Here is a 23,700-nt window from a genome sequence, read left to right on the forward strand (position 1 = left end):
TGGGCGGGCCCTTCGCGTGCCGGCGGGACGCCTCAGACGGCGAAGTCGAGCAGCGGGCGCGCGTTGCTGGGGTGCCGCAGCTTGGACAGCGACTCCTTCTCCAGCTGGCGGATCCGCTCCCGGGTCAGCCCGAGGGCCTTGCCGATCTCGTCCAGCGTGCGGGGCGTCCCGTCGTACAGCCCGAACCGCATCGCCATGATCTTGGCCTCGCGCGGGGACAGGATGTCGAGGGTGCGGCGCAGCTGGTCGGCCATGAGCTGGCGGTCCACCAGCTCGGACGCCTCGGGGCTGTCGGTGTCCTCGATGAGGTCGCCGATGCGGGTCTCGCCGTCCTCGCCGATGGTGGAGTCCAGGCTGATCGGCTGCCGGCTGGTGCGCAGCAGCTCGCGGACCTGCTCGGGGCTCTTGTCGAGCTCGGCGGCCAGCTCCTCCGGGGTCGGCTCGCGGCCGAGCCGCTGGTGCATGTCGCGCTCGACGCGGCTCAGCTTGCTGAGCATCTCCAGCACGTGCACGGGCAGCCGGATCGTGCGGGCCGAGTCGGCGAACCCGCGCTGTATGGCCTGCCGGATCCACCACATCGCGTAGGTGGAGAACTTGTAGCCCTTGGAGTAGTCGAACTTCTCCACGGCGCGGATCAGGCCGAGGTTGCCCTCCTGGACGACGTCCAGCAGCGACAGGCCGCGGTCGGAGTACTTCTTGGCGACCGACACCACGAGGCGGAGGTTGGCCTCCAGCATGTGGGCCTTGGCGCGGCGCCCGTCGGCGGCGACCCACTCCAGGTCGGCGCGCAGGGCGGGGGAGAGGTCCTCGGTCTCCAGCTTGTACTCGGCGTACAGGCCGGCCTCGATCCGCTTGGCGAGGTCGACCTCCTGCTCGGCGGTGAGCAGCTGCCGGCGGCCGATCGCCTTGAGGTAGGTGTGGACGGAGTCGCCCATCCCGGTGGTCTGGTCGTCCAGGTCGGCCTGGCTCTCGTCGGCCTCGACCTCGGTGACCTCGAACCCCCCGTCGGCGGGGGCGTCGGCCTGGGCGGCCGCCCGCGGCGCCCTGGCGGCGGACTCGCCGGTCCCGGCGTCCTTGGGGGAGGCGGTCTTCGCGGCGGCATTGCGGGAGGCGCGCTTCCCGGCGGTCCTCGCGGTGCCGGGCGTCTTCTGGGCGGTCTCCCCCGTGGCGTGGTCGGCGGCGTGGTCGGCGGCGGCCGCCCGCTTGCGGGCGGTGTCGGACTCGCCGGCCAGGCTGATGCCGGCCTCGGACAGCTCGCGCAGGATCGAGCGGCCCTGGGCCGGGCTGAGCCCGGCGGACTCGAAGGCCCCCCTCACCTCGTCGAGCGAGAGGTGCCCTTGGGCACGGCCACGCTTCAGGAGGTCGTTGAGCGCGGGGCCCGCCGACTCCGTGAGCGGGGTCTCGACGGCGCTTCGCGGCATGGAGACACCCCCCTCCCTTCGGTGTGTGAGTGCGGCGCGGATTGTGTTCGCTCGTGGCGCACGCACTTAACGGAACGTCGCAGGACCGGGTTCTTGTTCCCGGTGCCGTGGGCGGCGGCGCTCCGCACGGGATCGGGGAGGACCGATCCAGGAGGTCGTGGTGCCCCTGACCGGCGCTTTCACACGGCCCGATCCGATCCTGCCCTACTTTACTACGTAAAGGACGCTGGTCGAAGGCAGCGTGATGAAGACCACGGGGTCAGGGTGCCGGGGTGCGCAACCGGGCACGGTCGGGCTTGCCGGACGCCAGCAGCGGGATGGCGTCCACCAGCTCCAGCTCGCGCGGCGCGGCGTGCGCCGGCATCGTCTCCCGGACGAACGCGCGCAGCTCGGCGAGGTCCGGCGGGCGGGGCGCGGCGGGGACGACGACGGCGGTGACCCGCTCGCCCCACTCGGGGTCGGGCCGGCCGACGACGACCACGTCGCGGACCTTCGGGTGCCGGGACAGCACGGTCGCGATCTCGCCGGCGACGACCTTCTCCCCGCCGGTGTTGATCACGTCGTCGAGGCGGCCGCGGACGCGGAGCCGGCCGTCCTCGATCGCCCCGAGGTCCTGGGTGACGAACCACTCACCGTCCCTGACCTCGGCGGACTCCTCGGGCCGCAGCCGGTAGCCGGTGAACAGGGACGGCCCGGCGAGGCGGATCCGGCCGCCGGCGCCGAGCCCGACGCGCATGCCGTCCAGCGGGACGCCCTCGTAGACGCAGCCGCCGCACGTCTCGCTCATGCCGTAGGTGGTGAACACCCGGGCTCCGCGGGCGCGGGCCTCGGCGAGCAGCCCGGGCGTGGCGGCGGCGCCGCCGAGGACGATCGCGCCGAGCCGGGACAGGTCGGTGCCGGTGTCGAGGATCCGGCGCAGCTGGGTCGGGACGAGCGAGACGTGCGCGCCCTCGGTGGCGGCGACGGCGGCGGCGTCGAAGCGCGGCATGATGACCGGGTCGGTGCCGGCGACGAGGGCGCGGACGAGGACCTGGACGCCGGAGATGTGGCTGGTGGGCACGCAGCACAGCCACCGGTCGCCGGGGGCCGCCTCGATGCGCGCGAGCGTCCCCGCGGCGGAGTGGCGCAGCGCGCCGGCCGGCAGCTCGACGAACTTCGGCGGGCCGGTGGAGCCGGACGTGGCGATCAGCACCGCCGTCTCGGCGTCGGCGGGGACCTGGCCGCCGTGCGGGCGGTGGGGGGCGAGCCCGTCCGGTGTGCGGACGGCGTCCGGGCTCAGGGCGTCCAGGAGGTCGCGGAGCGCGGGCTCGGGCAGGTCGGGGGAGAGCGGGCAGATCGCGGGACCGCCGTCGAGGGCGTCGGCCAGGGCCTGGAACAGGCGCGGACCGGGCGGCAGAACGGCGGCGTGCAGTGGGCGATCCATGATCTGATCAGGGTAGACGACCCCGCTGAACGCGTTCAAACGCGGGACCGGTTGAATGGGTCACGCGCGCCGCGGACCCGGCCGCGGCGCGGTCGCCGACGGGAGAGGATGACATGGTCTCGGAGCTGTTCGACGCGGACGCGTGGAAAGAGGTGGAGGGGTTCGGCTTCACCGACATCACCTACCACCGGGCCGTGGACCACGGGACGGTGCGGGTGGCGTTCGACCGTCCGGAGGTGCGCAACGCGTTCCGCCCGCACACGGTGGACGAGCTGTACCGGGCGCTCGACCACGCGCGGATGTCCAGCGACATCGGGTGCGTGCTGATCACGGGGAACGGGCCGTCGCCCAGGGATGGCGGCTGGGCGTTCTGCTCCGGCGGCGACCAGCGGATCCGGGGCAAGGACGGCTACAAGTACGCCGAGGGGGAGACCTCGGAGACGATCGACCCGGCGCGGGCCGGACGGCTGCACATCCTGGAGGTGCAGCGGCTGATCCGGTTCATGGGCAAGGTCGTCATCTGCGTGGTGCCGGGCTGGGCCGCGGGCGGCGGGCACAGCCTGCACGTGGTGTGCGATCTGACGCTCGCCAGCCGAGAGCACGCGCGGTTCAAGCAGACCGACGCGGACGTGGCGAGCTTCGACGGCGGGTTCGGGTCGGCGTACCTGGCGCGGCAGGTGGGGCAGAAGTTCGCCCGCGAGATCTTCTTCCTGGGCGAGGCCTACGACGCCGAGGCGGCGCACCGGATGGGCATGGTCAACGCGGTCGTCCCGCACGCCGAGCTGGAGGCCGTGGCGCTGGAGTGGGCGCGCAAGGTCAACGGCAAGAGCCCGACGGCGCAGCGGATGCTGAAGTACGCGTTCAACATGGTCGACGACGGTCTGGTGGGGCAGCAGGTGTTCGCCGGAGAGGCGACCCGGCTCGCCTACGGCACCGACGAGGCGGCCGAGGGACGCGACGCGTTCCTGGAGAAGCGCGATCCCGATTGGTCGCGTTTCCCGTGGTACTACTAATTGTTCGTACGGACGGTGTGATCCGGAATACGTTGATTCAGCGGGCAGGTCAGGGGGTCGGCGCGTGCGGGTGTTCTCCATCCCGATGCGGACGCGGTTCCGCGGTGTGACGCGGCGGGAGGGCGCCCTGATCCAGGGCCCCGCCGGCTGGGGGGAGTTCTCGCCGTTCGCCGAGTACGGCCCGGCCGAGTGCGCGCGGTGGCTGGCCGCCGCCCGCGAGGCGGCGTGCGAGGGCTGGCCCGCGCCCGTCCGCGACCGGGTCCCGGTGAACGTGACGGTCCCGGCGGTCGGCCCGGAGCGGGCGTTCGAGATGGTGAAGGAGTCCGGCTGCCGGACCGCGAAGGTGAAGGTCGCCGAGCGCGGGCAGGGAGAGGCCGACGACCTGGCGCGGGTGGAGGCGGTCCGCGCGGCGATCGGCCCGCAGGGCAGGGTCCGGATCGATGTGAACGGCGGCTGGGACGTCGACCGCGCGGCGCGGATGATCCGGGCGCTGGACCGGTGGGAGCTGGAGTACGCCGAGCAGCCCTGCGCGACGCTGGAGGAGCTGGCGCGGCTGCGGCGGCTGGTGGACGTCCCGGTCGCGGCGGACGAGTCGATCCGCCGCGCCGAGGATCCGCTGAAGGTCCGGGCGGCGGGCGCCGCCGACATCGCGGTGCTGAAGGTGCAGCCGCTCGGCGGGGTCGCGGCGGCGCTGCGGGTGGCGGAGGCGTGCGGGCTGCCGGTGGTGGTGTCGAGCGCGGTGGAGACGTCGGTGGGGCTGGCGGCGGGTCTCGCGCTCGCGGCCGCGCTGCCGGAGCTGCCGTACGCGTGCGGGCTGGGGACGCTGGCGCTGCTTGAGGGCGACGTCGTGCGCGATCCGCTGCGGCCCGTGGAGGGTGAGATCGAGGTGCGGCGGCCGGTGGTGGACGAGGAGGCGCTGCGGCGCTGGGAGGTCCCCGGCACGCGGTGGCGCGGCCGGGCGCTGGAGGCCCAGGCGTACCTGGACGGCCCCGCGGTGATCGAGGAGGGGCCGTGAACCCGGCGACCGCGCTGGCGACCGTCCTGGTCGACGAGCTGCTGCGGTGCGGGATGACCGACGTGGTGCTGGCGCCGGGGTCGCGGTCGGCGCCGCTGGCGCTGGCGCTGCACGCCGCCGAGGAGGCGGGCCGGGTCCGCATGCATGTGCGGATCGACGAGCGTTCGGGGTCGTTCCTCGGGCTCGGCCTGGCCAAGCGGTCGGGCCGTCCGGTGGCGCTGGTGTGCACGTCGGGGACGGCGGCGGCGAACTTCCATCCGGCGGTGGTGGAGGCGCACGAGTCGGGCATCCCGCTGCTGGTGGTGACGGCGGACCGTCCGCCGGAGCTGCGCGACACCGGCGCGAACCAGACGATCGACCAGGTGAAGCTGTACGGGACGGCGGTGCGGTGGAGCACCGAGATCGGTGTGCCTGAGAACCGGCCGGGCATGGTGGCGTACTGGCGGTCGCTGATGAGCCGCGCGTGGGGGCTGGCGCAGGCGCCGGTCCCGGGGCCGGTGCATGTGAACGCGTCGTTCCGGGAGCCGCTGATCCCGGACGGCGACGAGACGTGGTGCGAGCCGCTCGACGGTGACGCGACGGGCGCGTGGACGAAGGTGCGGCCGGCGACGCCGGGGTCGGTGCTGCACGTCCCGCCGACGCGGCGCGGCGTCCTGGTGGTCGGGGACGGCGCGATGAACGTCAAGCGGTACGTGGCGGCCGCGTCGATGGCCGGCTGGCCCGTGCTGGCCGAGCCGAACGGCAACGCCCGCTACGGCGACCACGCGCTGTCGTCGCACCATTTCCTGCTGGGCGTCCCGGAGTTCGTGGAGCGGCACCGTCCCGAGGTGGTGGTGACGCTGGGCAAGCCGGGGCTGTCGCGCCCGCTGCTGTCGCTGCTGCGCCGGGCCGAGGAGCACATCGTGCTGGCGCCGGACCTGGCGCACTGGCCCGACCCGGTCCGGTCGGCGACGCAGGTGGCTCCGGAGGTGGAGATCCCGGTGGTGTCGGGTGACGACGCGTGGCTGAAGTCGTGGCGGACGGCGGACCTGGCCGCGGCGGCGGCGGTGGACGCGGTGCTGGACGCGGTGCCGGAGGTCAGCGAGCCGCGGTTGGCGCGGGACCTGGTCGCGGGGCTGCCGGGCGGGTCGCTGCTGTTCACGGCCGCGAGCATGCCGATCCGCGACCTGGACCAGGTGATGCGGCCGCGGCGCGGCATCCGGATCATGGCGAACCGGGGCGCGAGCGGCATCGACGGGCTGGTGTCGTCGGCGATGGGGGCGGCGCTGGCGCACAGCGGCCGCTCCTACGCGCTGCTGGGCGACCTCGCGTTCCTGCACGACCAGAACGGGCTGATCGTGGGGCCGCGGGACCGCCGGCCCGACCTGGCGATCATCGTGGTGAACAACCGGGGCGGCGGGATCTTCTCGCTGCTGCCGCAGGCGGCGCTGCACGGCCCGTTCGAGCGGGTCTTCGGCACCCCGCACCAGGTGGACCTGGAGGCGGTCGCCGCCGCGCACGGCGTCCCGTACCGCCGCCTGGACGCGGCGGCGGACCTGCCGAAGGCGATGGCGGGGGAGGGGCTGCGGATCGTCGAGGCCCGCACCGACCGGGAGGCGAACGCGGCGCTGCACGCCGACCTCCGCCAGGCCGCCCAGGCCGCCGTCCGCGCCGTCCTCACCTGATCGACCGAGAAGGCGGGAAGCCCCCGCGCCGTCTGCCGTCTTTCTTTGAAACTTACAACGTAAAGGCGCCGAGTGGATTGCCCAACCTCCCACCTGCAATCCCAAAAACCCATCATCTAGCATCAGCCGAGATCCCCAGCGTGCGGGCGGGTCGAGGATCGCGGCACGCGTGCGGGCTGTGAGTGGGCGGTGTGGGGGTCACTCAGCCGAGGAGGCGGTCGCGGAGCGCTCGGGTGTCGTCGTCGGTCCAGCCGTGGCCGGCCAGCCAGCCGAGGCTGCCGCCGTGTTCCTCGTCGATGCGGGCGAGGAGCTTGTCCATGATGGCGGCGTGGGGCTGGTGGGTGTCGGCCGGGCGGGAGTCGAGGTCGGCGGCGTAGGTGTCGCTGCCGCGCAGGCGCCGCAGGATCGCGTCGAGGCGTTCGCCGGTCTGGGCGTAGTCGGCGACGATGGCCTCGCGGGTGACGCCGGCGGCGTCGAGGGCGAGGGCGCAGACGACGCCGGTGCGGTCCTTGCCGGCGGCGCAGTGCACAAGCGCGGATCCGTCGGTGCGGGTCATCACGCGCAGGGCGGCGACGACGGAGTCGCCGCGGTCGGTGAGGTAGCCGAGGTAGTGGCCGATGGAACGGTCCTGTTCGGCGCCGTCGGCGGGGCGTTCCTGCCAGGGCAGGGCCTTGTCGACGTCCACGTCGGCGGCGACGTCGGTGTGGCGGCCGCCTTCGGGGAACAGCGACAGCTGGTGGATGGTCACGGACGGCACGCGGGTGAGGGGGCCGGGTCCTTCGAGGCGTACTTCGGCGTCGCTGCGCAGGTCGATGACGTTCTTGAGGGCGTAGCCGTCCAGGAGGAGCCGGACGTCGGCGACGGTGAGGTCCTGGAGGTTGTCGGAGCGCAGGACGCGTCCGCGGCGGGTCGTGCGGCCGTCGGTCGTGGGGAGGCCGCCGAGGTCGCGGGCGTTGACGGCACCGTCCAGTTCGATCCACCGAGAGTCGTCGTCCATGACTTGTGACCTTATATCGGGGCGTAGCAGGCGCTTTCGCGCAGGGGTGCGGGTTCCATCGATGATCATTCAGGGGAGCGACGGGTCGCGGTGGGAACCGGGACCTGCGAGCCAGACCCGGGATGGCTCTTTGGCGGGGCGACCCCTGGGGCTGACCCTCCGTAACTTCGGGGGATCGTGTCCCCGCTCCCGTTGGAGGCTTCATGCCCGCGGCCCTGCACGCTCCCTCCCGACCGTCCCGGCAAGGGGCCGGCAGTGATTTCGCGCCGCTGGCGCGGCGTGTCCGTGACAGCGGGCTGCTCGATCGGCGTCGCGGCTATTACGTGCGGGCGATCGGGCTGAACCTGGCGGCGACGGCCGCCGTGTGGGGGGCGGTGGCGTGGGCGGGGGACAGTTGGTGGACGGTGCTGCTGGGTGTTCCGCTGGCGGTGTTGGCGGCGCGGACGGGGTTTCTGGGTCATGACGCGGGGCATCGGCAGATCGCGCGGAGTGCGCGGGTGAATCGGTGGCTGGGGTTGGTGCTGGGGAATCTGCTGCTGGGGATGGGGCACGGGTGGTGGAGCGATAAGCACAATCGTCATCACGCGAACCCGAATCATGTCGGGAAGGATCCTGATGTGGGGGAGGGGGTGCTGGCGTGGACGGCGGAGCAGGCGGGGCGGCAGCGGGGTGTGCTGCGGTGGGTGGCGCGGCACCAGGCGGTGTTGTTCTTCCCGTTGCTGACGCTGGAGGGGGTGAACCTCAAGGTCGGCAGTGTGCTGTTCTTGCGGGGGCGTTCACGCCGTGACCGGGTGGTGGAGGGCGGTCTGCTGGTCGCCCATGCGGTCGGGTACCTGGTGCTGGCGCTGTCGCTGCTGCCGGTGGAGAAGGCGGTGGTGTTGATGGTGGTGCAGCATGCGCTGTTCGGGCTGCATCTGGGTGCGGTGTTCGCGCCCAACCACAAGGGGATGGCGATGCCCGAGCCGGGGCAGCGGTGGGGTCATCTGCGCCGGCAGGTGCTGACCTCCCGCAATGTGCGCGGTGGCCCGGTGACCGACTGGGTGATGGGCGGGCTGAACTACCAGATCGAGCACCATCTGTTCCCCGGCGTCCCCCGGTGCAACCTGCGCAAAATGCAGCCGATGGTCCGCGAGCACTGCGCCGCGGTCGGCGTCCCCTACACCGAGACCGGGCTGGTGGCGTCCTACCGGGAGGCCCTTGGTCACATGCGGCAGATCGGCGAGCCGCTGCGGTAGGTGCGGGGCTATGCTCCGGGCCATGCCCGAGGGACACACGATTCACCGTCTGGCCGCCGAGCATCAGCGGATGTTCGGCGGCCTCGCCGTTTCCGCGTCGAGCCCGCAGGGGCGGTTCGCGGAGGGGGCGCGGTGGCTGGACGGGCGGGTGCTGACGGCGGCGGACGCGCATGGCAAGCATCTGCTGCTGGGGTTCGACGATGAGCGGACGCTGCACGTGCATCTGGGGATTTACGGGAAGTACGTGTTCGGGGAGGCGCCGGTGCCCGCGCCGGTCGGGGCGGTGCGGTTGCGGCTGGTGGGCGGCGGGCGTTACGCGGATCTGCGGGGGCCGAACGCGTGTGCGCTGTTGGAGCCGGGGGATGTGAAGCTGCTGCGTGATCGGCTGGGGCCGGATCCGCTGCGGGGTGACGCGGATCCGGGGGTGGCGTGGCGGCGGATCAGCCGGTCGCGGACGCCGGTGGCGGTGCTGCTGATGGATCAGTCGGTGGTGGCGGGTCCGGGGAACATCTACCGGGCGGAGGTGCTGTTCCGGCAGGGGGTGGATCCGCGGTTGCCGGGGCGGTCGCTGCCGGCGGAGCGGTGGTCGGCGATCTGGGACGATCTGGTGCTGCTGATGGCGGAGGGTGTGCGGGCGGGGCGGATCGACACGGTGCGGCCGGAGCATACGCCGGAGGCGATGGGGCGGCCGCCGCGGGTGGACGGCCACGGGGGCGAGGTGTACGTGTACCGGCGGGCGGGGCGGCCGTGCCTGGTGTGCGGGACGGCGGTGGCGGCGGCCGAGCTGGCGGGGCGGAACCTGTTCTGGTGTCCGGGGTGCCAGCCGCCGGCGGTGTAGCGGGCCGGGGTGCAGGGTCAGGGGGTGCCGGCGGTGTCCTCTTCGCTGATGCGGATGGTCGCGGGTGCGGGGACGTCGGCGTCGGTCTGGGCCGTGCGGCGGTGGGCCCGGCGGGCGCGCAGGCGCGCGGCGAGGGGTTCGGCGCTGCGGGCGAGGATGGGTCCGGCGACGGCGAGGATGAGGACGTAGGCGGCGGCGAGGGGGCCGAGGCGGGAGTCGGCGCCGGCGCTGACGGCGAGGCCGGCGATGACGATGTTGAACTCGCCGCGGGGCGTGAGGGCGGCGCCGGCGCGGAGGCGTCCGGTGGCGGCGACGCCGGCGCGGCGTGCGGCGATCCAGCCGGTGCCGAGTTTGGTGAGGATGCCGGTGGCGGCGAGTGCGGCGGCGATGCCGAGGACGGGCGGCAGGTCGCCGGGGTCGGTGTGCAGGCCGAAGAAGACGAAGAAGACGGCGGCGAACAGGTCGCGCAGGGGTGCGAGGAGTTTCTGGGCGGTGTGGGCGAGGCTGCCGGACAGGGCGATGCCGACGAGGAAGGCGCCGACGGCGGCGGAGACCTGGAGTTGCTGGGCGATGCCGGCGACGAGGAGGGTGAGGCCGAGGACCTTGAGGAGGAGGACCTCTTCGCTGGGGCTGGCGACGAAGCGTTCGACGAGGGTGCCGTGGCGGAGGGCGATGTAGAGGATGACGCTGATGGTGGCGGCGGCGATGGCGAGGGCGGCGGCGCCGCCGAGGAGTCCGGCGCCGGCGAGGAGGGCGGTGAGGATGGGCAGGTAGGCGGCCATGGCGAGGTCCTCGAAGACGAGGACCGACAGGACGGCGGGGGTTTCGCGGTTGCCGAGCCAGCCGAGGTCGCCGATGACCTTGGCGGTGATGCCGGAGGAGGTGACGTAGGTGATGCCGCCCATGGCGACGGCGGCGACGGGGCCCCAGCCGAGGAGGAGGGCGGCGGCGACGCCGGGGGTGGCGTTGAGGGCGATGTCGGCGAGGCCGACGGGGGCGGAGGTGCGCAGGGTGCCGACGAGTTCGTCGGCGGTGTATTCGAGGCCGAGGGTGAACAGCAGGAGGATGACGCCGACTTCGGCGCCGGTGGCGACGAAGTCCTCGCTGGTGGTGAGGGGGAGGATTCCGCCGGATCCGAAGGCGAGGCCGGCGATGAGGTAGAGGGGGATGGGGGAGATGGAGAAGCGGACGGAGACGGCGCCGAGGAGGCCGAGGGCGAGGATGATGGCGCCGAGTTCGATGAGTTGTACGGCTGTGTGCATGCGGGTCAGCCGTCGGAGAGGATCTGGGCGACGGCGGCGGTGCCTTCGCCGGTGCCGACGACGACGATGATGTCTCCGGCGTGGAAGATGAAGTCGGGGCGTGGGCTGGCGATGACCTGGCCGTCGCGGACGACGGCGACGATGGAGGCGCCGGTGCGGGTGCGGGAGCGGGTGTCGCCGAGGGGGCGTCCGTCGTAGGGGGAGCCGGGGGCGATGGGGATCTGTTCGGTGACGAGTCCCTCGACCTGGCGGTGGAGTTCGGCGAGGTGCTCGATGATGCGGCCGGTGCCGAGGAGTTCGGCGATGGCGTTGGCCTCGTCGGGGTTGAGGGCGACGGTGGCGATGCAGCTGTCGGGGTCTTCTTTGTCGTAGATGACGAGGTCGCGGCGGCCGGTGCGGTGGGAGATGACGCCGATCTGGCGGCCTCGGCCGGTGGTCATGATGTGCTGCAGGCCGATTCCGGGCAGGGCGGTCCGTTCGACGTCCACGGTGGTTGTTCTCCGTCTCGGGGTGGTATTTCCGTGGATGACCGTACCGGGTTGGTGGGGGTGTCGGTGCAGTTGGGGACCGGTGTGGTCGGGTCGGCCGTGGGGGGGCGTTCAGCCGTGGAGGGCGTACTGCATGGGGCGGAACTTGGTGCGGGCTTCGGCGAGTTCGGCGTCGGGGTCGGAGTCGGCGACGATGCCGCAGCCGGCGAAGAGGCGGGCGCGGGTGCCGTCGATCTCGGCGCAGCGCAGGGCGATGCCCCATTCGCCGTCGCCGCGGGCGTCGACCCAGCCGACGGGGCCGGCGTAGCGGCCGCGGTCCATGCCTTCGAGTTCGCGGATGAGGTCCAGGGCGGTGCCGGTGGGGGTGCCGCAGACGGCGGGGGTGGGGTGGAGGGCGGCGACGACGTCCAGGACGGAGCGGTCGGCGGCGAGGCGTCCGCGGAGGGGGGAGGCGAGGTGGGTGACGTTGGGGAGGGTGAGCAGTTCGGGTTCGGTGGGGACGGTGAGGTCGGCGCACAGGGGGGTGAGGGCGTCGCGGACCATCTCGGCGGCGTAGCGGTGTTCTTCGCGGTCTTTGGGGGAGGCGAAGAGGCGGGCGGCGCGGGCGCGGTCGTCGGCGGGGGTGTCGCCGCGGGCGGTGGTGCCGGCCAGGACGAGGGATTCGATGTCGCCGCCGGTGCGGCGGATGAGGAGTTCGGGGGTGGCGCCGACCATGCCGGCGCAGGAGAAGGTGTAGCAGGCGGGGAAGCGGGCGGCGAGGCGCTGGAGGAGGACGCGGGCGTCGATGGGGGCGTCGGCGCGGACGGTGAGGTCGCGGGCGAGGACGACCTTGCCGAGGCCGGTGCGGCGGTGCGGGGGGCCGGCGGCGAGGTGGCCGGCGCGGATGCGGTGGACGGCGGCGGCGACGGCGTCCTTCCAGGCGTGTTCGGGGAGGGCTCCGTCGCTCCAGTGCAGGCCGGTGGGGGGTTGGGGTGGGGTGGTGAGGGTGAGGGGGTCGGTGTCGTCGCCGATGGTGGTGAGCCAGGCGCGGCCGTCGCGGCGGCCGAGGACGCGGCGGGGGACGATGAGGGTGGAGTCGGGGGATTTGGGGTCGAAGCCGAAGGTGCCGAAGGCGACGGGGCCGGAGCCGGGGACGCCGACGGGGTCGTCGACGGCGGCGGCGCCGAACAGGTCGCCGAGCATGCGGGCGGCGGCTGTGAAGCGGTCGTCGCCGCCGGGGAGGGTGAGGCGGGCGGCTTCGCCCCAGCCGACGATTCCGTCGCCGTGGCGGATCCAGGCCAGGGCGGAGGGGTGCGGGAGCCGTGCGATGAGGTCGCCCGGGTCGGGGACCGGGACGGTGCGGACGGTGAGTCGGTCCGGTGCTGTCACGGCGAGCTTCACGCAAGCCACTGTACGACAGATTTGAACCTGTTCAAACGGGCGGGGTGGCGGTGCGCGGTGAGGTGTGCGCCACATCCGGTGGGGTGTGCGCCGGTTCGGTGCGGGGCGGTGGCGGTCTTCGCGGGGGCGTGTGCCCGCCCGTCCGGTTCCCATGCGCGGGTGCGGGAGCGAGACGGGCCGGGGCCGGGCGGGTCAGCGGCGGGCGGCGCGGGTGATCTTCCATGCGGCGGGCAGCAGGGCGGCGGCCAGCAGGACCTTCAGGGCGTCGCCGGCCAGGAACGGGGTGACGCCGAGGTGGAGGGCCCTGGCGAGGTCGATGTTCAGGGCGGCCATCAGGTAGGGGACGCCGGTGGCGTACATGACGAGGGTTCCGGTGAGCATCGTGGCGGCGGTGCGCAGGGGGGTGCGGTCGCCGCCGAGCTGTGCGAGCCGTCCGACCAGGGTGGCGGCGGCGACGAAGCCGATGACGTAGCCGAGGGTGGGGGATCCGGTGCCGGAGGTGCCGTCGGTGAACCAGGGGACGCCCGCCGTGCCGGCCAGCAGGTACACCAGCATGCCCAGGGCGGCGCGGCCGGGGCCGAGGGCGGCGCCGGCGAGCAGGACCGCGAAGGTCTGGCCGGTCACCGGGATGGGGGTGCCGGGCAGTGGGACGGCGAGCTGCGCGGCGGCGCCGACGAGGGCGGCGGAGCCGGCGACGAGTGCGGCGTCGCGGGCCAGGGAGCCGGGCAGCAGGTCGCCCAGGACGGCGGGGTGCCGCTGGGCTGCGTGGGCGTGAGCCACAGATCCTCCCAAAAGGTTTGTTCAGTCCGAAACCTAGCGAACTGGTCTTCCGGGATGGACGGCGCACCCCTACAGAAACGGGTCGCCGCGCTTTGTCGGCTCACTCATTGATCGGGGCTCACTTGGGGGTGGGCCCGGCGGCAGGGCGCGGTTCGGCGGCGAGGTAGACCACGTCGGGTTCGCCGCGCGGCACCGGCACCGGGCGGGCCTCGACGCGGGCGAACCGGTCGCGCAGCAGCGTCTCGAACGCCGGCGCGGCGTTCGCGCTCCACACCGCCAGGACGCCGCGCGGGGTCAGCAGCCCGGCGAGGGCGTCCAGGCCGCCGCGCGCGTAGAGGCGGGCGTTGCCGGGGGTGACGGTCCAGTCGGGGCCGTTGTCGATGTCCAGGCACAGCGCGTCGAACCGCCGGTCGCCGGGGTCGGCGACGAAGGCGAGCAGGTCGGCGCGCTCGACCGTGACGCGGGGGTCGTCCAGGGCGCCGGCCGACCAGGGCCGCAGCGCGGTGGCGTGCCAGCCGATGACGGCGGGCTCGCGTTCGACGACGGTGACGTGCTCCACGCCGGGCAGGGTGAGGGCCTCGGCGAGGGAGAACCCGACGCCGAGCCCGCCGATGAGGATGCGGACCGGCCCGTCCAGCCCTTCGGCGGCGGCGCGGACCAGCAGCCGCTCGGACTCGCCGTTGCGGGTGTCCATGAGGAACACGCCGTTGCTGATGATCTCGTAGTGGGCGCCGTCGCGGCGCAGCACCAGCTCACCGCCGGCCCCGGCGGCGCGCTCGACCACCACCGGCTCCCCGGCCGTCCCCGCCGCGCGTCCCGTGCCGTGCACCATGCCCGCACCCTAGCCGGGACCGGACGGGGGCTGGGCGGGGGAGGGCGGTGTCGACTACGGTGCCGATCATGCCCGAGACTCCACCCCCCGGCGGGCTGCTCGCGGGCCGCCGGGTCCTGGTCGTCGGCGCGGGGACGCGGCGCAGCGACGACCCCGCCGCCCCGGTCGGCAACGGCCGCGCCATCGCCGTCACGGCCGCGCGGGAGGGCGCGATGGTGGCGTGCGGCGACATGGACGAGCACGCCGCGGGGGAGACCGCCGCGATGATCGCCGCCGAGGGCGGGCAGGCGTGCGTGGTCGTCGCGGACGTGACCGACCCCGAGTCGTGCGACCGGGTGGTGACGCGGGCGGTCGAGGGGCTCGGCGGGCTGGACGGGGTGGTGTTCAACGCCGGGATCGGCATCGGGTACGGGCTGGCGGGCACGGCGCTGGCCGACTGGGACCGCGTGCTGCAGGTGAACCTGCGGGCGCCGTTCCTGGTCGGCAAGGCCGCGATGCCGGCGCTGGAGGGCGGCGGCGCGCTGGTGTTCATCGGGTCGCTGGCCGGGACCAAGCCGGGGTCGCGGTCGCCGTCCTACGACGCCTCCAAGGCGGGCCTGACCGGGCTGGTGCGGCACATCGCGGCCGAGGGCGCGCCGCGCGGCGTCCGCGCGAACGTGGTGGCGCCCGGCCTCATCGACACCGTGATGGGGCGTTCCGTCTCCGCCGGGAACGCCTCCCGCGACCAGGTCGCCCGCCTGATTCCGATGCACCGGCAGGGGACGGCGTGGGAGGTCGCCGACGCCGCGGTGTTCCTGCTGTCGGACCGCGCGTCCTACGTCACCGGGCAGGTCCTGCACGTCGACGGCGGCCTGTCCACGCTGCGCTGACCCCCGGGGAGGGGCCCATGACCGACGAGGTGGAGCTGCGGCCGGTCGCCGAGGACGACGTGGCCGTCATCGAGCGGCTGCGGACCGACCCGCGGCTGGCCGGGGAGTTCCTGTGGCAGGGGTGGCACGACCCGCGCCGCTACCGGCGGCGGTGGGAGGACAACCGGATGCTCGGCGAGGACCTCGGCAACCTGGCCGTCGTCCGCGGCGGCCGCCTGCTCGGCATCGTGTCCTACCGCAAGATCGCCTACATGGAGCAGTCGTGGTTCTGGAGCGTCGGGATCTCGCTGCTGCCGGACGCGCGCGGGCACGGCGCCGGGAGCCGCGCCCAGCGGCTGCTGGTGGAGTACCTGTTCGCGCACACCGCGGTGCACCGGATCCAGGCCGAGGTCGAGGTCGACAACATCGCCGAGCAGCGGGCGCTGGAGAGGGCCGGTTTCACCCGCGAGGGCGTCATGCGGGGCGTCGGGTTCCGCGGCGGTGAGCACCGCGACGAGGTCCTCTACAGCATCCTGCGCACCGACCTGGCCCCCGGCCTGAACGGCGGCCCGAACGGCGGCCCGGGCTCCGGTCGGGCGTAGCGGGAACACCTCTTCACCTCCCGGCGTTGCCATGTAACGATGTAATCATCGGGGGTGCGATGGTCCCCCACGAGAGCGAGCCCCGGGAGGGCGAGCCGCTGGACGCCTACTCCCGGGTCGTGTCCGCCGTCGCCCGCGAGCTGACCCCGCGCGTGGCGGCGCTGCGCGTCCGGCACGGCCGGGGGGAGGGCTCCGGGTCGGCGGTGGCGTTCACCGGCGACGGGTTCCTGCTCACCAACGCCCACGTCATCGGGTCGGCGTCCGGCGGGCAGGCCGCGTTCGCCGACGGCGACACCGGCGCGTTCACCGTCGTCGGCACCGACCCCCTGTCGGACCTGGCGGTGGTCCGCGCCGACGGGCCCACCCCCGGCCCGGTCACGCTCGGCGACGCCGACGACCTGGTGGTCGGGCAGCTGGTCGTGGCCGTCGGCAACCCCCTCGGCCTGGCCGGGTCGGTCACCGCCGGGGTGGTGTCGGCGCTCGGCCGGTCCCTGCCGACCGCGCGCACCCGCTCGGGCACCGGCGTGCGGGTCATCGAGGACGTCATCCAGACCGACGCCGCCCTCAACCCCGGCAACTCCGGCGGCGCGCTCGCCGACGCCCGCGGCCGCGTCGTCGGCGTCAACACCGCCGTCGCCGGGATCGGGCTCGGCCTGGCCGTCCCGGTCAACGCCACCACCCGCCGCATCATCGGCGCGCTGATGCGCGAGGGCCGCGTCCGCCGCGCGTTCCTCGGCCTGGCCGCCGCGCCCGTCCCGGTCCCCGCGGCGCTGCGGGAGCGCATCGGGCAGGACGAGGCGCTGCGCGTCGCCGAGGTCGTGCCCCGCAGCCCCGCCGACCGGGCCGGGCTGCGCCGCGGCGACCTGGTCCTGACCGCCGGCGGAACGCCGGTCTCCCACGCCCAGTCGCTGCAGAAGCTGATGTTCGCCGACGCGATCGGCAAGCCCCTGCCGATCACGGTGCTGCGCAACGGCGCCATGGTCGACGTCATCGCCGAACCCGTCGAGCTCGACACCGAACACGCCTGACCGTCCCGGACAGCGCCCCGATCTCAGCGGCCTCGGACGTCAGCGGCCCTGGAGGCCAGGGCCGCGGAACGTGGCGCGGTACGCCGACGGCGACACCCCGACCGCCGCCGCCAGATGCTGCCGCAGCGAGGCCGCCGTCCCGAACCCGGCCCGCTCGGCGACCCGGTCCACCGGCAGGTCGGTCTCCTCCAGCAGCCGCCGCGCCCGCTCCACCCGCTGCGCCGCCAGCCACACCTGCGGCGACACGCCCGTCTCCTGCCGGAACCGGCGCGTGAACGTCCGCACGCTCATCGACGCCCGCGCCGCCATCCCCGCCAGCGTCACCGGCCGGTCCAGCCGCTCCAGCGCCCACGCCCGCGCCGCCCCGGTCGAGGACGCCCGCGGCTCGGGCACCGGCAGCGCGATGAACTGCGCCTGCCCGCCCTCGCGGTGCGGCGGCACCACCGTGCGGCGCGCCACGTCCCCCGCGACCGCCGCGCCGTGGTCGCGGCGGATCATGTGCAGGCACAGGTCGATGCCCGCCGCCTCCCCCGCCGAGGTCAGCACGTCCCCCTCGTCGACGAACAGCACCGCCGCGTCCACCCGCACCTCCGGGAACATCGCCGCGAACCGGCCGCACGACAGCCAGTGCGTCGTCGCGCGCCGCCCCTCCAGCAGCCCCGCCGCCGCCAGCACGAACGCGCCCGTGCACACCGACGCCACCCGCGCGCCGCGCGCGTGCGCCGCCGCCAGCGCCGCCGGGACCGGCCCGTCCCCGGGGCGGTCCTCGTCCAGCAGGTGCGAGGCCGGGACCACCACCGTGTCCGCCGCCTCCAGCGCCCGCAGCCCATGCCGGACCGAGACCCCGAAATCGGCGTCCGCCCGCACCGTCCCAGGCTCGACCGCGCACGACACCACCTCGTACAGCGGCGCCCCGCCCGGCGACCTGGCCTGCCCGAACAGCTGATGGACGATCCCCAGCTCCATCGGCAGCACACCCTCGCGCACCAGCACCGCCACCCGCCGCAGCCCGTCACCGCCCATGGCCCGATCCTTGCACATATTGGCCTGCCGGCCACTTACGGGCGCGGCGGACGCCCGGCAGCATCGAGTCCACCGAAAGGAGACACGCCATGAACGTCCTGTGGATCTTCGCCCACCCCGAGGGCCGCTCCCTCAACGGCGCGCTGCGCGACCACGGCGCCGCCACCCTGCGCCGCCACGGCCACCACGTCCGCCACTCCGACCTGTACGCGATGGGCTGGAACCCGGTCGTCGGGCCCGAGGACTTCGGCCACGACCCCGCCGCCCGCCTCGTCGTCGGCGCCGAGTCGCAGCGCGCGCACGCCGCCGGCGCCCTGGCGCCCGACATCCGCGCCGAACAGGACAAGATCGCCTGGGCGGACGCGCTGATCGTGCAGTTCCCCCTGTGGTGGTACGGGATGCCCGCGATCCTCAAGGGCTGGTTCGACCGCGTCTTCGTCCAGGGCTTCGCGTTCGGCGTCACCGACGACCGCGGCCGCACCCTGCGCTACGGCGACGGCGGCCTGGCCGGGCGCCGCGCCCTGGTCGTCACCACCGCCGGCGCCCGCGCCACCGGCCTGGGCCCCCGCGGCGTCCACGGCGCCGCCGAAGACGTGCTGTTCCCCCTGCTGCACGGCACCCTCTTCTACACCGGCATGGACGTCCTGCCGCCCCTGGTCATCACCGGCGCCGACCGCGCCACCCCCGCCGACCACGCCGCGCACACCGCCGCCCTCGACGAGCGCCTGCGCGCCCTGCCCACCGCTCCGCCCATCCCGTACCGGACCGAGCACGGCGGCGACTACGACGACGACCTCGTCCTGCGCCCCCACCTGGCCCCCGGCCGCACCGGCCTGCGCATCCACCACCACCCCGCCCCCCGCACCACGACCGACGCCGACACCGACGCCGCCTGACCCTGCAGTGCGAAGTGGTGACGTCCGCCTCCGCCCACGGATCACCCGGCCGTGGGCCCAGCCCCGCGATCTGCCGGGCAGGCCTCAGAGAGGACACCGTCGGCGACGACATCCCCCGACGCGGTGACGACCGTGCACAGGGGAATCCTTGGACCGATTGCGGTCATGGAGGCGATGCCGAGCGGCGCACCACTCTCCACGGCGATCCCGCCGATCGAGATATTGCGGGTTATCGCCGGACCGATGATGTGGAAGAGCCGAGTTCGCTCACGCAGGCCGCCTCGGAGCCGGATCGTGGCGACCGGCACATTGGCGGGGGTTCGTGGGCCCTCCCGCACGAAGTTGAATCCGAAGTGGAGGAGGCAGTCGCTGATCACGTCCAGGATCTGTGGATCTGAGTTCGAGAACCGCAGGATTCCCCTGCTGCACGACCCCTCGGCGTCGAAGACCCCGGCAAGGAAACCCTTCCGCCAATTCTCAGGCGGTGCTGACTCCGGCCAGCGTATGATGCCCTCGATCGTCGCGACCGCCATCGCGCTCTGAGCGCGGACGGCCCTGATCTCTCTCCGGTTCTCCGTTGCCCTGGAGAATATGAACTCCCAAGTGGGGACACCGAACCCGGTGAGGTAACGGCGACTTCTCTCCAAGGCTTCGAGGTCGGCCAGAGCGAGGCGAAAACGATGGATTCTTGCATGGGGGCGATCCGGAACTCCTGCGGAATAGACCTATGTGCCCGTCGCCTCGTATCAATCCACATAGATATCCCCTGCGATAATCCACGTCCCGTGCGGGCGGGTCGCCGAATTTGCCCATCCCGATCAGACTGTTGTTGGCGGTGAGATGTGGCCGCCGCCGGGAACCCTGTTCAGTCCCGGTGACGTGCTTCCAACCTCGCTCGGTGAGCAGACGATGACCGGGCCCGGCCGTGAGCCGGGTGCCGTCCTCAAGGGTCACCAAAGGGGCGGAGCCGACGACCCGCCGGTGTTCTCTGACCTGCGTGATGAGGTAGCGGCCGACCATCCGCGTACGCGTAGACGCGGTCCGACGCCCGTGACGATTTCAAGGGTTTCGTGCGGCCGTCCGCCATCAGGACCGGCGTGTCCCCGGCGAGACCGGTGGCATCCGGTGCGCGCGTCAGCCGCACCGCCTCCGACCGTGGATGAATCCCGTGCGAGGCACCTCCTCGAACACATTGGCGAGTCGCATCGTCACGCAGTGTGCAGCGCGTGTTCGAAGATCGCAACGTGCGGACCAGGGTAAATGGGACGGAAAGGGATCACACGGGCATCGGCGTTTCGGTCCGAGCATCGCAACGGGTGCGTAACAATGGGCCGCTATGGCATGGCGAACCAGGACCCGGGCAGTGGCGGCGATCACGGCGGGAGCGGCGATGAGCGCGCTCGCCGCCTGCGGCATCCCCGCCTTCGGCGGCTCAGGAGAGCGCGACGCGCGCGGGGGCGGGCCCGTCCCGCCCGGCGCGAAGGCGGAATGCCCGCAGATCGCCGCACCCCGCGACACCGGCGGCCGGCAGCTGCGCGCCATGTGGATCACCACCGTCGGCAACACCGACTGGCCCGAGGGACCGGCCGCGAAGCAGAAGAAGCGCTACACCGAGCTCCTCGACACCGCCGCGTCGATGAACATGAACGCCGTGTTCGTCCAGATCCGCCCGAACTCCGACGCGTTCTACGACTCCCCGTACGAGCCGTGGTCGCAGTGGATCACCGGCACGCAGGGCAAGGACCCCGGCTACGACGTCCTGGCGTTCATGCTCAAGGAGGCCCACGCCCGCAACCTGGAGTTCCACGCCTGGTTCAACCCCTACCGCATCTCCCGCCAGGACGACCTGAAGAAGCTGTCGCCCAAGAGCCCCGCCCGCCAGCACCCCGACTGGGTCCGCAAGTACAACAAGGGCCTGTGGTACGACCCGGGCCTGCCGCAGGTCCGCGACCTGGCCACCAAGGCCGTCATGGACGTCGTCAACAAGTACGACATCGACGCCGTCCACTTCGACGACTACTTCTACCCCTACCCCGAGGACGGCGACTTCCCCGACGGCGCCACCTTCAAGACCCACGGCAAGGGGATGGACAAGGGCGACTGGCGCCGCAAGAACGTCGACACCCTCGTCGAGTCGCTGTCGGGCAAGATCCACGAGGCCAAGCCGTGGGTGCAGTTCGGCATCAGCCCGTTCGGCGTGTGGCGCAACAAGAGCAGCGACCCCGCCGGGTCGGCCACCAGCGCCCTGCAGAGCTACGACGACATCTACGCCGACACCCGCACCTGGATCAAGAAGGGCTGGCTCGACTACGTCACCCCCCAGCTGTACTGGCCGATCGGCGACCCCCGCGCCGACTACGCCAAGCTCGCCGCCTGGTGGGCCGGGCAGGTCAAGGGCACCGGCGTCCAGCTCACCATCGGGCAGGCCGCCTACCGCGTCGGCGCGGACGCCGCCTGGAAGGACCCCGCCGAGCTGTCGCGCCACCTCGCCCTGAACGCCAAGCACCCCCAGATCAACGGCGACGTGTTCTTCAGCGCCCGCGACGTCGCCGCCAACCGCCGCGGCTTCGCCGCCCGGCTCCGCGACGACCACTACGGCCGCCCCGCCCTGCGGCCCGTCCCGGCCCGCCGCGGCGGCGCCGCGCCGCCGCCCGTCCAGGACACCAAGGCCGCGCCCGCCGGCGACGGCAAGGGCGTCAAGGTCACCTGGCGGCCGTCCAAGGGCGCCACCTCCTACGCCGTCTACCGGGTCGAGGGCGAGCGGCCCGGCTGCGCCCCCGTCGACGCGCGGCGCCTCATCGCCGACGTCCGCGGCGGCGGCATCGTCGACCCCGGCGCCAAGAAGGGCCGCGTCTACACCTACTACGTCACCGCCCAGGACCGGCTCCACCACCAGAGCGCCCCCGGGCGCGGCGCGACGGTCACCGCACCCGAGGGATAATGATCATGGTCCGTGGGGAGGAATCAGACACCTGACCACCCCCCGGAGGTATGAGCATGGCGCTGTCGATGGAGGAGCAGCGGATCCTCACGCAGATCGAGGTCCGCCTGAGCGAGGACGACCCGCGGCTGGCCCAGCGCCTGGCACGGCTCGGCGCCCCGCGCGGCCGCCGCCGCACCGTCGTCCTCACCGTGGCCGCCGCCATCCTCGTCGTCGCCGCGATCGCCGCCGGCATCGCGGCCGCCGTCCTGTAGACACCCGAAGCAGCGCGCCGTAAACCGGCCACCGCCCACCGCGGCGTCCCCGGGGCTCCCGCCCGGGGGCGCCGCGGCGCGCGGTCAGGCGCTCCTGCGGTCGTACTCCTCGCGCGCCCGGTCCACCTCGGGCATGTGCTCCTCCGCCCACGCCTTCATCCGGCAGATGGTGTCCAGCAGCGACCGGCCCAGCGGCGTGAGCTCGTAGTCGACGCGGACGGGCACCGACGGGGTCACCGTGCGGGTCACCAGCCCGTCCCGCTCCAGGTTCCGCAGGGTCTGGGTCAGCATCTTCTGGCTCACGCCCGCGATCCGCGCGGACAGGTCGCTGTAGCGCGACCGGCCGTCCAGTCCCAGCGCCGCGATCACCAGGCTCGCCCACTTGTTGCCGATCGTGTCCAGCAGCCGCCTGCTCGGGCACGAGGCGGCGAACGCGTCGAACCGCCCCGCCGGAACCTCGGCAGAGCCCACGTCCGAGCCCACGTCCATGGCCCACCTCCGGGTGCGTACCCCACCTCAAAGTGCCTACTTCCCAAAAGAGAGTAAGTCACCGATGGTGGTGTCGTCCATCGACGGCAAGGAGCCCACCATGACGTTCGCACTCGTGTCCAAGCCCGGCACCGCCGCGCCCGCCCTGGAGCAGGTGACGCTGCCCCCGCCCGGAGACGGCGACCTGCGCGTCCGCGTCACGGCGGCATCGGTCGACCCCGTCGACACCCTCGTCGCCGCCGGCCCGGCCCGGCAGATCTTCGGGCTCACCGGCACGGTCGGCCTCGGCCTGTCCCTCACCGGCGTCGTCACCGCGACCGGCGCCGCCGTCACCGGCTTCTCGGCCGGGGACGCCGTCGCCGCCGTGCACGCCGACTTCACCGCCCCCGTCCGCGCGCACGCCGAGGAGACCCTCGTGCCCGCGGCGGCCGCCGCGCCGCTGCCGGCCGGCCTCGACCCGGTCGCCGCGGCCTCCCTCCCGGTCAACGGCCTGACCGCCGCGCAGCTGCTGGACCGGCTCGGCCCCGCCCGCGGGCGTACTCTGCTGGTCACCGGAGCCGCCGGCGCCGTCGGCGGCTACGCCGTCGCCCTGGCCGCCCACGCCGGCTGGACCGTCACCGGGCTGGCACGCGCCTCCGACCGCGACTTCGTACTGCGGGCAGGCGCCCGCGAGCTCGTCACCCGGATACCGCAGCGCTCCTTCGACGCCGTCCTGGACGGCGCGGTCCTGCACGCCGAGGCCCTCGGCGCCGTCCGCGACGGCGGCGCGTTCGCGGGCGTGCCCGCCGCCGCCCCCGCCACCCCCGAACGCGGGATCGAGGTCGCCGTCGTCAGCGTCGAGCCCGACGGCGCCAGGCTCGCCGGCCTGCTCGCCCTCGCCGCCTCCGGCGTCCTCGAACCGCGGGTGGCCGGACGCGTCCCGCTGGCCGACAGCGCCACCGCCTACGACAAGGTCGCCGGCGGCGGGCAGCGGGGACGATGGCTCCTGGTGCCGTGAGCCGTTCTACATGCGAAACGCCGAAGCCCCGGCGAGACGGACTCGCCGGGGCCACGGCGTTCACGCCGGTGTGGTGGTCGCCTCACGGCGAAAGGCACAACGAAGCTCCAGCCCGGACCGCATGGGACCGGCGGTATTCCCCGAAGGCGTCAAGTAGAGCCCGGGGGACACATGCCACACCGACGCACCCACTGTAACGGCTCCGCGCGGGTGCCACCGCCACCGGCACCCCGCATGTGAAGTTCACCTCACCTCCGGGTGAGGGTTGCCCTAC

Annotated in this window: 23 protein-coding genes; 12 read left to right on the top strand and 11 right to left on the bottom strand. The window is 73.7% G+C overall.

Annotated elements, in window-relative coordinates; genetic code table 11:
• Window positions 1-32: 32 nt before the first annotated feature.
• Window positions 33-1,421: an RNA polymerase sigma factor gene (locus tag K8Z49_RS04830; protein WP_021596296.1), complete on the bottom strand. Its 1,389-nt coding sequence runs from the start codon at window positions 1,419-1,421 to the stop codon at window positions 33-35.
• 259 nt (window positions 1,422-1,680) lie between these two features.
• A complete protein-coding gene (locus tag K8Z49_RS04835) occupies window positions 1,681-2,844 on the bottom strand; it encodes a class I adenylate-forming enzyme family protein (RefSeq protein WP_024936034.1) in 1,164 nt (387 codons plus the stop codon).
• A gap of 113 nt (window positions 2,845-2,957) precedes the next feature.
• On the opposite strand from K8Z49_RS04835, the gene K8Z49_RS04840 reads away from it, so the two are divergent.
• From K8Z49_RS04840 to menD, 3 genes are all read left to right on the top strand, one after another.
• Window positions 2,958-3,857, top strand: coding sequence for a 1,4-dihydroxy-2-naphthoyl-CoA synthase (locus tag K8Z49_RS04840; protein ID WP_021596294.1), 900 nt, complete (start codon window positions 2,958-2,960; stop codon window positions 3,855-3,857).
• A gap of 64 nt (window positions 3,858-3,921) precedes the next feature.
• A complete protein-coding gene (locus K8Z49_RS04845; RefSeq protein ID WP_412517679.1) occupies window positions 3,922-4,872 on the top strand; it encodes an o-succinylbenzoate synthase in 951 nt (316 codons plus the stop codon).
• Window positions 4,869-6,536, top strand: a complete 1,668-nt coding sequence (menD, locus tag K8Z49_RS04850) for a 2-succinyl-5-enolpyruvyl-6-hydroxy-3-cyclohexene-1-carboxylic-acid synthase (protein ID WP_075021823.1) — start codon at window positions 4,869-4,871, stop codon at window positions 6,534-6,536. Before K8Z49_RS04845 ends, menD begins: the two co-directional genes overlap by 4 nt.
• Before the next feature lie 202 nt (window positions 6,537-6,738).
• On the opposite strand, the gene K8Z49_RS04855 is transcribed toward menD, so the two are convergent.
• Window positions 6,739-7,533 carry a tyrosine-protein phosphatase gene (locus K8Z49_RS04855; protein ID WP_075021824.1) on the bottom strand — a complete coding sequence of 265 codons (795 nt, stop codon included), beginning with the start codon at window positions 7,531-7,533 and terminating at the stop codon, window positions 6,739-6,741.
• Window positions 7,534-7,736: 203 nt separating this feature from the next.
• On the opposite strand from K8Z49_RS04855, the gene K8Z49_RS04860 reads away from it, so the two are divergent.
• Both K8Z49_RS04860 and K8Z49_RS04865 read left to right on the top strand, forming a co-directional pair.
• A complete protein-coding gene (locus K8Z49_RS04860) occupies window positions 7,737-8,768 on the top strand; it encodes a fatty acid desaturase family protein (protein WP_412517680.1) in 1,032 nt (343 codons plus the stop codon).
• Between the two features lie 22 nt (window positions 8,769-8,790).
• Window positions 8,791-9,606, top strand: coding sequence for an Fpg/Nei family DNA glycosylase (locus tag K8Z49_RS04865; protein WP_075025028.1), 816 nt, complete (start codon window positions 8,791-8,793; stop codon window positions 9,604-9,606).
• A 17-nt stretch (window positions 9,607-9,623) separates the two neighbouring features.
• Here the strand turns inward: K8Z49_RS04865 and K8Z49_RS04870 are convergent, their stop codons facing one another.
• From K8Z49_RS04870 to K8Z49_RS04890, 5 genes are all read right to left on the bottom strand, one after another.
• Window positions 9,624-10,868, bottom strand: coding sequence for a cation:proton antiporter (locus K8Z49_RS04870; RefSeq protein WP_075025026.1), 1,245 nt, complete (start codon window positions 10,866-10,868; stop codon window positions 9,624-9,626).
• 5 nt (window positions 10,869-10,873) lie between these two features.
• A complete protein-coding gene (locus tag K8Z49_RS04875) occupies window positions 10,874-11,356 on the bottom strand; it encodes a cation:proton antiporter regulatory subunit (protein WP_412517681.1) in 483 nt (160 codons plus the stop codon).
• Between the two features lie 111 nt (window positions 11,357-11,467).
• The gene (locus K8Z49_RS04880) at window positions 11,468-12,736 is read right to left on the bottom strand and encodes an isochorismate synthase (RefSeq protein ID WP_075025024.1); all 1,269 of its coding nucleotides are present in this window, start codon (window positions 12,734-12,736) and stop codon (window positions 11,468-11,470) included.
• 192 nt (window positions 12,737-12,928) lie between these two features.
• The gene (locus K8Z49_RS04885; protein WP_412517682.1) at window positions 12,929-13,516 is read right to left on the bottom strand and encodes a biotin transporter BioY; all 588 of its coding nucleotides are present in this window, start codon (window positions 13,514-13,516) and stop codon (window positions 12,929-12,931) included.
• A gap of 118 nt (window positions 13,517-13,634) precedes the next feature.
• Window positions 13,635-14,348 carry a spermidine synthase gene (locus K8Z49_RS04890; RefSeq protein ID WP_412517683.1) on the bottom strand — a complete coding sequence of 238 codons (714 nt, stop codon included), beginning with the start codon at window positions 14,346-14,348 and terminating at the stop codon, window positions 13,635-13,637.
• A 68-nt stretch (window positions 14,349-14,416) separates the two neighbouring features.
• Here K8Z49_RS04890 and K8Z49_RS04895 point away from each other — a divergent pair, with 68 nt between their 5' ends.
• The 3 genes from K8Z49_RS04895 to K8Z49_RS04905 are packed head-to-tail and all read left to right on the top strand — an operon-like array spanning window position 14,417 to window position 16,826.
• The gene (locus K8Z49_RS04895; protein WP_412517684.1) at window positions 14,417-15,217 is read left to right on the top strand and encodes an SDR family NAD(P)-dependent oxidoreductase; all 801 of its coding nucleotides are present in this window, start codon (window positions 14,417-14,419) and stop codon (window positions 15,215-15,217) included.
• Between the two features lie 17 nt (window positions 15,218-15,234).
• Window positions 15,235-15,798 (top strand): GNAT family N-acetyltransferase, encoded by a 564-nt coding sequence (locus K8Z49_RS04900; protein ID WP_075025021.1) that lies wholly within the window; start codon window positions 15,235-15,237, stop codon window positions 15,796-15,798.
• Between the two features lie 59 nt (window positions 15,799-15,857).
• On the top strand, window positions 15,858-16,826 hold the full coding sequence (locus tag K8Z49_RS04905) for a S1C family serine protease (protein ID WP_412517685.1): 969 nt from the start codon (window positions 15,858-15,860) through the stop codon (window positions 16,824-16,826).
• A gap of 39 nt (window positions 16,827-16,865) precedes the next feature.
• Here the strand turns inward: K8Z49_RS04905 and K8Z49_RS04910 are convergent, their stop codons facing one another.
• Complete coding sequence (locus tag K8Z49_RS04910) at window positions 16,866-17,849, bottom strand: GlxA family transcriptional regulator (protein ID WP_412517686.1); 984 nt, start codon at window positions 17,847-17,849, stop codon at window positions 16,866-16,868.
• A gap of 89 nt (window positions 17,850-17,938) precedes the next feature.
• Here K8Z49_RS04910 and K8Z49_RS04915 point away from each other — a divergent pair, with 89 nt between their 5' ends.
• Window positions 17,939-18,745 (top strand): NAD(P)H-dependent oxidoreductase, encoded by an 807-nt coding sequence (locus K8Z49_RS04915; protein WP_412517687.1) that lies wholly within the window; start codon window positions 17,939-17,941, stop codon window positions 18,743-18,745.
• A 41-nt stretch (window positions 18,746-18,786) separates the two neighbouring features.
• Here K8Z49_RS04915 and K8Z49_RS04920 read toward each other — a convergent pair whose 3' ends face one another.
• Window positions 18,787-19,392, bottom strand: coding sequence for an LAGLIDADG family homing endonuclease (locus tag K8Z49_RS04920; protein WP_412517688.1), 606 nt, complete (start codon window positions 19,390-19,392; stop codon window positions 18,787-18,789).
• 716 nt (window positions 19,393-20,108) lie between these two features.
• On the opposite strand from K8Z49_RS04920, the gene K8Z49_RS04925 reads away from it, so the two are divergent.
• Window positions 20,109-21,686: a glycoside hydrolase family 10 protein gene (locus K8Z49_RS04925; RefSeq protein WP_412517689.1), complete on the top strand. Its 1,578-nt coding sequence runs from the start codon at window positions 20,109-20,111 to the stop codon at window positions 21,684-21,686.
• A 56-nt stretch (window positions 21,687-21,742) separates the two neighbouring features.
• Window positions 21,743-21,940: a DUF3040 domain-containing protein gene (locus K8Z49_RS04930; protein WP_024936039.1), complete on the top strand. Its 198-nt coding sequence runs from the start codon at window positions 21,743-21,745 to the stop codon at window positions 21,938-21,940.
• An 84-nt stretch (window positions 21,941-22,024) separates the two neighbouring features.
• Here the strand turns inward: K8Z49_RS04930 and K8Z49_RS04935 are convergent, their stop codons facing one another.
• Window positions 22,025-22,429: a winged helix-turn-helix transcriptional regulator gene (locus tag K8Z49_RS04935; protein ID WP_021599212.1), complete on the bottom strand. Its 405-nt coding sequence runs from the start codon at window positions 22,427-22,429 to the stop codon at window positions 22,025-22,027.
• Between the two features lie 100 nt (window positions 22,430-22,529).
• Here K8Z49_RS04935 and K8Z49_RS04940 point away from each other — a divergent pair, with 100 nt between their 5' ends.
• Window positions 22,530-23,426 (top strand): alcohol dehydrogenase catalytic domain-containing protein, encoded by an 897-nt coding sequence (locus K8Z49_RS04940; RefSeq protein WP_111831661.1) that lies wholly within the window; start codon window positions 22,530-22,532, stop codon window positions 23,424-23,426.
• Window positions 23,427-23,700: the final 274 nt, after the last annotated feature.

The organism is Actinomadura madurae (assembly GCF_047130825.1).
Lineage (GTDB): Bacteria > Actinomycetota > Actinomycetes > Streptosporangiales > Streptosporangiaceae > Spirillospora > Spirillospora madurae.